8 protein-coding genes are annotated in these 11401 nt (G+C 47.4%); 1 reads left to right on the top strand and 7 read right to left on the bottom strand.

The window, feature by feature from the left end; all coding sequences use genetic code 11:
• Positions 1–42 precede the first annotated feature (42 nt).
• The 7 genes from AC1RJL_RS04260 to AC1RJL_RS04230 all read right to left on the bottom strand — a co-directional run bounded on the left by AC1RJL_RS04260 (position 43) and on the right by AC1RJL_RS04230 (position 10290).
• A complete protein-coding gene (locus tag AC1RJL_RS04260) occupies positions 43–639 on the bottom strand; it encodes a LuxR family transcriptional regulator (protein WP_492911495.1) in 597 nt (198 codons plus the stop codon).
• The gene (locus AC1RJL_RS04255; protein ID WP_492911494.1) at positions 636–2054 is read right to left on the bottom strand and encodes an HlyD family type I secretion periplasmic adaptor subunit; all 1419 of its coding nucleotides are present in this window, start codon (positions 2052–2054) and stop codon (positions 636–638) included. Before AC1RJL_RS04255 ends, AC1RJL_RS04260 begins: the two co-directional genes overlap by 4 nt.
• Complete coding sequence (locus AC1RJL_RS04250; protein ID WP_492911493.1) at positions 2054–4225, bottom strand: type I secretion system permease/ATPase; 2172 nt, start codon at positions 4223–4225, stop codon at positions 2054–2056. The genes AC1RJL_RS04255 and AC1RJL_RS04250 overlap by 1 nt, the downstream gene beginning before the upstream one ends.
• Before the next feature lie 255 nt (positions 4226–4480).
• Positions 4481–6289 carry a TolC family outer membrane protein gene (locus AC1RJL_RS04245; protein ID WP_492911492.1) on the bottom strand — a complete coding sequence of 603 codons (1809 nt, stop codon included), beginning with the start codon at positions 6287–6289 and terminating at the stop codon, positions 4481–4483.
• Positions 6290–6692: 403 nt separating this feature from the next.
• Complete coding sequence (locus AC1RJL_RS04240; protein ID WP_492911491.1) at positions 6693–7496, bottom strand: putative RNA methyltransferase; 804 nt, start codon at positions 7494–7496, stop codon at positions 6693–6695.
• A 175-nt stretch (positions 7497–7671) separates the two neighbouring features.
• A complete protein-coding gene (locus tag AC1RJL_RS04235) occupies positions 7672–8478 on the bottom strand; it encodes a PhoH family protein (protein WP_492911490.1) in 807 nt (268 codons plus the stop codon).
• Between the two features lie 441 nt (positions 8479–8919).
• On the bottom strand, positions 8920–10290 hold the full coding sequence (locus AC1RJL_RS04230) for a DEAD/DEAH box helicase (RefSeq protein ID WP_492911489.1): 1371 nt from the start codon (positions 10288–10290) through the stop codon (positions 8920–8922).
• Between the two features lie 129 nt (positions 10291–10419).
• On the opposite strand from AC1RJL_RS04230, the gene AC1RJL_RS04225 reads away from it, so the two are divergent.
• Entirely contained in the window at positions 10420–11379 is a 960-nt protein-coding gene (locus AC1RJL_RS04225) for a tRNA dihydrouridine synthase (protein ID WP_492911488.1), read from the top strand.
• Positions 11380–11401: the final 22 nt, after the last annotated feature.

The raw sequence follows: 11401 nt of genomic DNA, 5'->3' as shown, positions 1-11401 counted from the left end.
ACTGACGACTATAAATAGTAGCGGGCTTTAAATAAGGGAACCTTAAGTATGTGATTGTTGCGAAAAAACCAGTACGAGTTGGAGGCGGTCACGCACTTGCAGCTTCTCAAAGGCCGCCCCCAAGTGGGCTTTTACCGTGCGCTCGGTAATATCCAAATCCCGCGCAACTTCTTTATTGGTTTTCCCCGCTGCGACTAATTCGGCCACTGCTCGCTCACGGCTGGTGAGAACTGTCAAATCCGCTTTGGGCGCAACCTTAGCAGGCAGGATACGCGCTGTCGCTGACACCAGTTGCCGCATTAACTCAGCACCCAACCACATACCACCGGCAGCAATAACTTGTGCCACTTGCTCCAGCACCTCGGGCGCGGCCAGATAATGCACATACCCACTCGCCCCCGCTTCCAGTGCGCGGCGCGCTTCTTGTGGGCTTTCGATTGCCGTCATCGCAACAACTTTAGCACCAGTGGTACTCAGGCTTTGAATTTGCAGAAAACTCAGCTCATCGCGCAACAGCAACCAAACAAAATCATTTGCATTTGCGACAGGAACAGCAGCGTCAATCCGTGCAGTTGGAAAGGCTTGCAACCAACGCGGGGAACTTATTTCTTCAGGAGAAAAAAACAGATGCGATCTCATCGTTCGGTCATCGCATTTTGTTGGGCACGCAGCACCGGTTTTAACAAATAGGCGAGAACGGTTTTCTTGCCCGTAAGAATATCAACTTGCGTCATCATACCAGGCATAATCGGCAGGCTCGGATCAAAACCGGCGCGCTCGGTACGCACACGCACAATATAAAACGTGCGCTCTTTTTCGTCAGTAATGGTATCAGGGCTGATGTGTTCAACCTTGCCTTTTAATCCACCGTAGACGACAAAATCATAAGCGGTGAATTTTACAATTGCCTCCTGCCCCGGATGCAAAAACGCAATATCTTTGGGTGATACTTTTGCCTCAACCAACAGTTGGTCATCCAGCGGCACCATCTCAATCACTTCATGCCCCGGCTGCACTACACCCCCGACAGTATTAGTAAATACCCGCTGCACAGTACCGCGCACCGGCGAACGAATTTCGGCGTATTTAATTTTATCGGCAAGGCCAGTACTGGATTCCGATAGCGATGCAATTTTACTCAGCACTTCCGATAATTCGTTGCGCCATTTATTGCTGGCAAGCAACTCCGTCTCGCGCAATTTTCCTTCCGATTCCTGCACCGCCAATATCAAGCGTGACTCCTGTGAAAGCGCCTGTTCACGGGCGCCACGCGCGTTAGACACTTCACCTTCAAGACGCAAAATTTCCACCTCGGAAATTGCTCCGCTCATCAATAAAGGTTTGGTGACTTTTAATTCCTGCAAGGCCAATTCCAATGCGCGTGTCACTTGCGTTAATTTCGCGCGCACTTCATTTAATTCTTCCGAGCGCTGATCCAATTGGCTACGTGCAATACTTAACTGCTCATCTAACTCTTTACGGTTGGACTCATACAAACTGCGCTCATGATTGACAATATCCGGTGCATCGGCCACCAGATCATCGGCGAATCCCAATGGGGTATTGGAGGTCAGTGCCTGCAACCGCGATGCACGTGCCTGCAATGATAAATATTCAGCGCGATTTTCACGAAACGTGGAAATAAAACGGGTGGGATCGATACGCAATAATAAATCACCTTTCTCCACTATCTGCCCTTCGCGCACCAATACCTCTTGTACCACACCGCCATCATAGGATTGGATAACTTGCAATTGCGACGAAGGAATGACTTTGCCTTCGCCACGCGCCACTTCATCCAGCTTGGCAAACGCAGCCCAGATCAGCAGTAAAAAAATAATCAATGCCATTACACGCAAGAGCAAGCGCGCACGTATGGGCTCTTGTTGCAACTTTGCCCAATCCGAATCCGTCACCCAATCTTGGGGTTGCTCGTGCAAAGGTTCCAGCCAGCGTGCGTAGGCTTTATCGATATAACGCGTTACGGGTAAACCCAATGTATCCAACCAGCGGCCAATGCGTTCAAACCAGATTTTATCGCGCGAGGTCGTCATTATGATGCCCTCCCGATACGGCCCTGACGCAATGCTTCAACTACTTGCTCTTTAGGTCCGTCGGCGACAATTTTTCCGCCGTCGATCACAATAATGCGATTAACCAATTCCAGTAATGACGTACGATGCGTAATCACCAACAGCGTTTTATGCTCTGCAAATTGCACCAGATTGCGTTTAAATTCTTCTTCACTGGTGTGATCCATGGCTCCGGTGGGTTCATCCATCAATAAAACCGGCGGATCACTTAAGAGCGCACGTGCAATACTCACGGCTTGCCGTTGCCCGCCGGACAGTAATTGCCCTTGTTCACCCACTGGCATCGCCAAACCCATAGGATGCTGGTTTACAAAATCAGTAAGCCCACTTAAACGCACAGCTTCAATAATGGCTTCATCATTCGCTTGCGGCGAGCCCAGCGCAATATTGTCACGCAGTGAACCAAAAAATAAATTCACATCTTGCGATACATAACCCATATTACGGCGCAGCTCGGCTGGATCGAGCTGGCGAAGATCAATTCCATCCAGCAATACAGTTCCCGCCACCGGCTCATATAAACCGGCAATTAATTTTTCAATCGTTGTTTTACCGGAACCATTACGACCGAGAATTGCTACCCGCTCGCCGGGATTAATTTTAAAACTGACATCGCGCAATACCTCGCGCTCATCATGCGGATATTTGAACGCAACTTTTTTAAATTCGATTCCACCTTGCAAACGCGGACGGCTGATCCAATTGGCATCCGCAGGACGCTCGACCGGCTTTTGCATAATCATATCCAATGCAGTCAACGCGGTTGCCGCGCTGTGATATTGCATCAATAACCCTGCCGTTTGCCCAACAGGTGCCATAATGCGCGATGACAACATATACGCGGCGATTAATCCGCCCTGGCTTAAATTGCCATCAATGACCTGATACACGCCGACAATAATAATAACGACCGATACCGCCTGCTGAATCCACATAGTCGTGGTGCCCACGGAGCCGGATAACAACCGCATTTTCACACCGACACGCGATACCAGAAGCGTGGTCTTCTCCCACACCGCTTGCATGCGCCCTTCAGCGCCGAGGATTTTTACGGTTTCCAATGCACTTAAACTTTCAACCAAGGTCGCATTGCGTTGCCCCGATGCCTGCATGGAATTTTCCGATAACAAATGCATTTTGTGTTGCACTGCCGCGGTATAAATCATCACCAGTGCGACACCAACAATAATCGGCAAAACTAATGGCCAGGAAATCAATAACACCACAATTAAAAATAAAAAGACAAACGGTAAATCCACCAGCGCCAAAATCGTTGCTGATGAAATAAAACTGCGAACTGCCTCGAAGGATTGCAATCCGGCAGTAAAAGATCCAACCGATGCAGGCCGCTCGGACAATTTCATTCCCAACACCCGCTCCATAATGCTGGCCGACAGTGTGACATCGACACGGCTCGCTGCTAAATCAACGAACCAGGCACGCATCATGCGCAAAACAAAATCGGCACTGATGGCAATCAACATTCCAAACGCGAGCACCCAGAGGGTGTCAGTCGCATGGTTGGGCACAACGCGGTCGTAGACGTTCATTACAAATAACGGCGAGACCAACGCAAAAAAGTTAATCAGCAATGCAGTGAGTAACACATCGCGGTATAAATATTTATGCTCGGCAATAACACTCCAAAACCAATGCGCACTGTTATTTTTTGCATTGGCGTTTTTGCCGATCTCCGCCGTGCGCGCATCAAAACGCTCCAACGGACGAACGTAAATTGCACGCCCGCTGTAATTAGCCAGAAGATCAGCAACGGGCACATCCACTATTGCATCGCCCAATTCAGGGTAAAGCACTTGCACCCTGTCAGACTTGATGGAAATCAATACGCACGCCTGATTGTCTGCTAACAGGAGCACGGCAGGAAACAAGGCGCTATTTAATTGCGTCAATTCACGCTGCACAATTTTGCTGGTGAGGCCGGCACGTTTTGCCGCGCGGGCAAATAATGCAGGTGTTAATTGGTAGGATTCTAACGGCAGGCCCGCAAGCAAGGCTTCGCGGGTGCTGCTAATGTGGTGAGCGCGCGCAATAAGCAATAAACATTCAAGCAGTGGCCCGCCAGTGTTAGCAACGATAGGAACATCGGTGGAGGGTTGAACGTCAAGGGTCATTGTGGCTCCGGGAGCAGCAAACAGGCAAAAAAACTAACAACGAAGGATTTCGGCAATCAGACTAAAAGCTTCTGTAATATAGTTGCCGATTGCATTACACGCAATTTCATTAACAGACATCCTACAACGTGCATAAAAAAACGCATCAAACTGCAAGAATTTGATGCGTTTTTAGCTAACCCAAAATATCAATGCCAGCTTAGCCACTGTACATTTGTGTCCACTGAGCCAATTTTCTGCTAGCCAATGCTCCTGTTACTCGCTACGGGTTACAGTGACATCAACACGACGATTGGCAGCCTTGCCCGCAACCGTATTATTGTCAGCCACTGGACGAGTTGCGCCAAATCCGTCAACAGTCATAGGGATTGATTCCAAACCATTCAGCACAAAATAATCACGCACGCGCTGCGCACGTGCTTTTGATAATGGAATATTCAGCGCATCAGTGCCGGAATTATCGGTATGACCTTCAATACTGATCTGTACCACTTTAGGCGTTGCTTTGATATCGGCAACCAGTTGATCCAATTTTTGTGTTGCACCCGCTTTCAATTGCGAGCTACCGACATCAAATAAAGTATCACCAGCGAGCGGAGTTAATTGGCTGATAAGATCGTCACGGCCCAAGGCTGTAGGTGCAACATCCGGACAAGCAGACTCGGAAATATTGAGCGAATCATTCACTTTGGTGTTATGCAATATTCCCAAACCATCGCGCACAATTCCCAGCGCCGGCAACAAGCTACCCATAGAAGCGAGCGCGCGAGCATAGGCAATTTCCAAATCACCGTTTGCAATAATCAATGCGCGGCTCGCCTGGAAATATTCATTTTCAGCATCCAATAAATCGAGCAATGTACGCTGGCCAATATTGAATTGCTCTGAGTAAGCGACACGTACTTTATCGCTCGACAAACGGTGTTGCTGCAATGAGGTAAGCTGTTCGCGAATACGCTTGGCATCGTTGTAAGCAATCTGGGTATCCTGACGCAAATCAACGCACGCCTGATCACGCAAATCTTTCGCCTGGTTCACTTGTTCCAACGAACGACGCACAGCAGCGCGATTTGCTCCACCATTATAGAGATTATAAGTAAGCGCCAATTCCACTGCACTTTCATCGCCGTAGTTATCGGGATCAATACGATTATCAAAACCATTTTGGCTGCGGCTGGTAACCTGTCTTGCACGCAATTCTGCTTTCGGATAATAACCCGCGCGCTCAACTTTTACTGCAGCCTGGGCAGCACTGATATTTTTAATAGCGGCGTGAAAACCGGGATTGCCTTGATAAGCCAAAGTGAGTGCCGAGCGAATATTTTCCGGCAATTTCTGCTGGGCAATATCTGTTTCCGCCAAATCTTCTGCCGGTAGACGACCAACAACACGCAAATAACGCGCGGTAACATCATGCAAATTAGAGGCTTCAGTTAACAAATTTGATTCAGCTAATGCCAAACGACCAGCAACCTGTTCCAGATCTACACGGCGGCCAACACCAGAGGTAGCACGCTCTTCAATTTGACCATAAACCTCGCGATGTTTCGCATAATTGTTGCGGGCCAAATTAACCAAATCGCGATTGCGTTTTACATCTTCATACGCCCGCACTGCTTCCAATGCGGTCGTTTCAACTGAATTTAATAATTCGTAGTAACGCACCAAGCGCGCGCTATCAAATCGTGCAACTTCACCCGAAGTACGAAAACCATCAAACAACATTTGGCTCAATGTCACCTGCGCCTGATTGTTGGTGTAACTGGCACGACCATCGTAATCACGATTGGTTTTCCCGGTTGATGCACCTATATCTACACTAGGTAAATAACCTGCACGCGCCACCCGCACCTCCTGCGCTGCAGCGCTGAATGCATGCCAGCTGGCTTGCACATCAGGGTTGGATTCAATTGCCTGTAAAGCCGCGTCTTTTACATTGTTTGCCGCCATCGTTTGCGCCGCGACCTGACCGGTAAAAGCAAATACCGACATCAACATGAATGAATGTGTGATTAGAGAGATCTGATTTAAAAAAGAAGTACGATTACGAAAAGAAAGTGCCATTAGAATTTTTCCACATGGATTGCACGTAAAAAATAACAACAAGAATAAAGTAACAATCAATATTTATAAGAATTAAAAATAGTTCAAGCGAATAGTTTCACAGGGGATGCGAGTCCATAAAATGAACGCAGGGGGGAGGCAAGAAAATCCCTATTGCAGAAGCCTAACCAACTGCATCCGGGTAACTAAATCCAGGAATGTTGGTATAACTTAAAACAGATAGTATTGGAAATAAAAACGGGTTTTTCGACCTCCATCATTCCAGTGGCACGAAAAACATCCAACCAACAATTTCATCATAACTCATCGATGCTTTATGCCACAACCGCATTTAAAAACGTGACCTAAATCCTATTTTTTAATTACTATATCGACAAAAAAGCTATCGAAAACAGGAAAAATGTCAACTTTTGCTATAAACACTAATCATAAAATCCAAAGTATCCTGTAATTCACTACCGAGGATTGAATCCCGTAGATCCGGTGCCAACCGCCAAGCGAAGGGCGTCATTGCCAAAAGTGCCGCGCACATAGCACGTTCACTCACCCGCAAATCTCCTCCCAAACGATGATGTTCAACCAAGGAAAAACCTTCCGGTGTGATTGGTTGGGGATGCGGACGCACCTCTTTATAAATACGCGAACGCAAGCCAAGCAGATGATTTTCGCCGGGCGCAACTATAACTAACTTCCCCTCCGGTTTTATTACACGCCATAACTCGGCATCTTTACCAGGTGCATAAATACGCGTTACCACATCCATAGACTTATCAGCAAAGGGCAAATTAAAACTTGAAGCAACACTGTAAACCAAGCCGGTTTTATCTTTCGCCGCTTTCGCTGCAAGACGCACACCGGCTTTGGCGATATCAATTCCGTATACCGTCGCATCAGGCAGCCTCTCAGAAAAGCCTGCAGTGAAATAACCTTCGCCACAACCTATATCCAGCAAGGTTACAGTTGTTGTTGGCAATAATTCCTGCAAGTGTTCTTTAAGCGATTTAAAAAATCCCGCCTGCAAAAATTGGCGGCGCGCTTGCAATTGCTCTTTAGCATCACCAGGCTCACGTGAATGTTTATTTTGTACCGGCAGTAAATTGAAATAACCTTCTTTAGCGCGATCAAATTGATGGCGATTGACACAAGCTAAACCTTGGGTATTTTGCAGCAAAGGTTGATGGCAAAGCGGGCAGCGCAAATCGTTCATAATAGTTATCAGAAAAGAATGATGATCATAAAAATGAAGAAGAATGATCGAAGAACATTAATAAAAGGAAAAAACGCGCGCAGGATGCCGACTCGCCAATCATTTAGCAAGCCAGATAAAAATGACAAGGACACACAACCGATAATATTGGATCGGATGTGTGCCCTGAAGTTGATTAGTCTTCGTCTGGCACTTCGTAACGGTCAATAATATCGCGCACCAAACCGCTGCGCACTATATCTTCACGTTCAAACTCATGCACATACACATTTGCCAAGCCGTCCAACAAATTGACGGCATCCTCCAAGCCGTTAGGGCCGCGAATATCACTTTGTTTAATATCGCCGTTGATGACGACTTTACAATCTTCGCCAATCCGGGTGAGGAACATCTTCATCTGCGCCGGGCTGGTATTTTGCGCTTCATCGAGAATGACAAAGGTTTTGCTATTAAAGGTTTTGCCGCGCATAAATGCGAGCGGCGCAGCAACTATGCGGCCATGGCGCAAGCAGTAATCAACAGTTCCGGCACCGAGGCGCTCATTTAAAATATCGCGGAAGGCATCGATATACACAGAAAATTTTTCATCGAGATCGCCTGGTAAAAATCCAAGATTTTCACCTGACTCCACCGCCGGACGCGTAAGGATAATGCGCTCAATACGCCCGGATTCCAGCGCCTCCGCTGCCAACGCACCCGCACAATAACTTTTACCGGTACCGGCCGGGCCAATACCAAAAGTGAGCATGTGGCTATTGATAGCGTTGATGTATTGCTGCTGGGATTTGTTTTTAGCGCGGAGAGGTTGGGCAGAGCGAGGTGGAGAGTAAGCTGTTTCGACTTGTTGCGAGCGGGATTTTATTTCGACAATGTTGTCATCACTTCGTTGATTCTTTCGCGATTTGTGTCGCGACGCGGGATAACTTGAGTCATCGTATGAGTGATGGTTTGCACTACGTCTGGCATGCGTTTTTCTTGCCATAAAGAATAATCCCCTTCAGGTCTGAGAATAATACGGGCAATTTACAAAAGCCCAATATCGTGAAGTTATTACCCGAGAACGCAATTTTCTATGGAATGAGATCTGTGTCGTTTACCCCCTTATTACTCAATGACCAGTTAATGATTACTGCAATTCAATCGCTGATTAGAAAACAATAAAACAATTCGAGTAAAGCACTTTCAATAAAACAGAAGTTTATGACAGATAGGTGACGCTGACCTTTGTCAGAAAACCTATTCTATGAACACCTGTAAAGCCAACCTTTATTTACCAAGCTAAAGACTAACTTCACCTGTGGGCACAGTGACTACTGTTAAATTCACCACTGTTGATCTGATACTAGGCTTATTTTAAAAAAGGGTCAATCACCTGATTGAAATAAAATTGACATGCTGATGCACCTGCGTTTATCAGGTTTATTTACTCATCGTTATCATCAACTTGCCTGGTAATTTTCTTCTTCGGCGGAGCGAAACCATCTACCGTTACAGTTGTCTTAAGCGCGGTGGGAATACGGCGATTGCCAATGTTTTTCTTATCGCGCTCACGCACTTTTACCTTGGGTGCATCAGCCTTTTTCTCTTTTGTGGTTGTTTTCTTTTTAGTACCAACCGACTTGCCTGACGATTTTGTTTTATCCGGGCCTTGATATTTACCTTTTAAACCCGGCATAGTAATTGTCTCGAAAGTTGCCCCCAGGTAACGTTCAATTCCTTTGGTGAGATTCCACTCCTTCTTATCCACCAAAGACACTGCCCTGCCCTCTTTATCGGCGCGACCGGTTCGGCCGATGCGGTGTAAATACTCATCGCCTGAATATGCCATATCCATATTTACGACTAACTCAACACCAGGAATATCCAACCCGCGCGCCGCCACATCAGTTGCGACTAATACTGTCGTTCTGCCCTGACGAAAATGGTCGAGGGTAATCTTACGTTGGTCCTGGGTAATATCGCCATGCAATGTGCCCACACGAAATTTGTTGTAGCGCAACAAATTATCCAGTTGCGCGGCCTTGAGTTTGGTGTTGGTAAAAATAATGACTTTTTCAAAGGTCGATTTTTGCAGAAGCGCAACTAACAATTTTTCTTTGTGCTTGTAATCGTCAGCCAATAACATTTGCTGAATAATATCATTGGGCTTTTCGTCGATATAAATTTCCTGCGCTTCACCAAGAATCACTTGCTTGATCAAATGACGCAGGCCTTTTTGCTCCATCGTTGCCGAGAACAAAAACGTCTGGCGTTCAGTGCGGCAGGTATTGGTTATTTTGAGCACATCTTCACTCAAGCCCATGTCGAGCATGCGATCAGCTTCATCCAATACCAGAAATTCAAGCCCGGAAAATTCTGTCGATTTATGGGCGATATGCTCGGCCAAACGCCCCGGCGTCCCCACTACAATTTCGGGATTCTTACGCAGCATCGCTTTTTGGTATTTTAATTCCTCACCGCCACACACCATTCCCACCTTTAAGCCGGTGAATTTGAGCAGTTGTTCGGCGTTCTTCACGATCTGGCGAGCCAACTCACGGGTTGGAGTCAAAATCAGAATGCGGGTAGAACTCGGATTCACTGGCGGCTTGGCAAGAATCGCCTGCAACGCGGGCAATAAAAATGCCGCTGTTTTACCACTACCGGTTTTAGAGCTGACAATAAGGTTTTGACCCGCCACCGCTGCCGGAATTGCCTTGAGCTGCACCGGAGTGGGTTGTTCGTAACCCAATACATCAATTGCCTTGCGCAACTGGCTGTCGCTAATCAGGTCGTGAAAAACAGGCTGAGTCATTAAGAACCTCGATAATCAGTAAAAAGATGGGGTTTACCCGCAAAAGGCCGCGCAATCTACGCAGGGTTGAACAAATTATCAACCAAAACCGGCTAAAATGCCGGCCTGTAAACGAACCTGAGCAAATCTATGCGCATTATGTTGGCCCCGATGGAGGGCGTTGTTGAACATCATGTACGCGACATACTATCGCGTATTGGTGGATTGGATGGCTGTGTGACCGAGTTTATCCGCGTTACCGACCAAAAATTGCCCTACAAAGTCTTCTATAAATACGCACAGGAACTGGAAAGCGATTGCAAAACCCCGAACGGCACACCGGTACGTGTGCAACTGCTAGGCAGTAAACCCGAGCCTATGGCGATCAATGCGTTAGAGCTGGTGCGCTATGGCGCCAAGGCGATTGATTTGAACTTTGGTTGCCCCGCAAAAACAGTCAACTCCCACGAGGGTGGCGCCTGCCTGTTGCGCACCCCTGACCGCGTTTATTCCATTATTAAAGCCGTGCGCGATGCAGTACCACGGGAAATTCCTGTCACCGCTAAAATCCGGCTTGGCTATGAAGATCGCAGCAGCTATATGGACAATGCTCGCGCCGTAGAGGCCGCCGGTGCCGATGAGCTAACGGTTCATGCCCGCTCCAAAGCCGATGGCTACAAACCACCGGCTTACTGGAATCATATTGCGGATATCCGCGCCGAATTGAAAATCCCGGTTATCGCCAATGGCGAAATCTGGTCGGTCGCAGACTACCTGCGCTGCAGCGAACAATCCAACGGTGCTGATGTAATGCTCGGTCGCGGCTTACTCGCCTGCCCTGATCTCGCCCGCCAAATTAAAGCGCATATAAAGGGAGAGGATTACACTCCGCTCACTTGGCGCCAAATCTGCAATATGCTTTACGACTACTACAAGCTGACCACGCCGCTTTATTGTGAGCGTAATTGCGGCAATCGCGTGAAACAATGGCTGATGTACTTAAGCCGAGAATATCCGCAAGCAGTCGTTTTTTTTGAAGCGATCAAACGCAAAACTACCCCGCAGGAAATTGATGCGTGTTTCGCCGATGCGCTACAAGCCTGCCACTAATTTATCATCGCTAAAAACCAAT

The sequence above is a fragment of the Cellvibrio sp. GW822-FHT04B05 genome (assembly GCF_058800985.1).
This window is presented reverse-complemented; position numbering and strand designations above follow the sequence as displayed.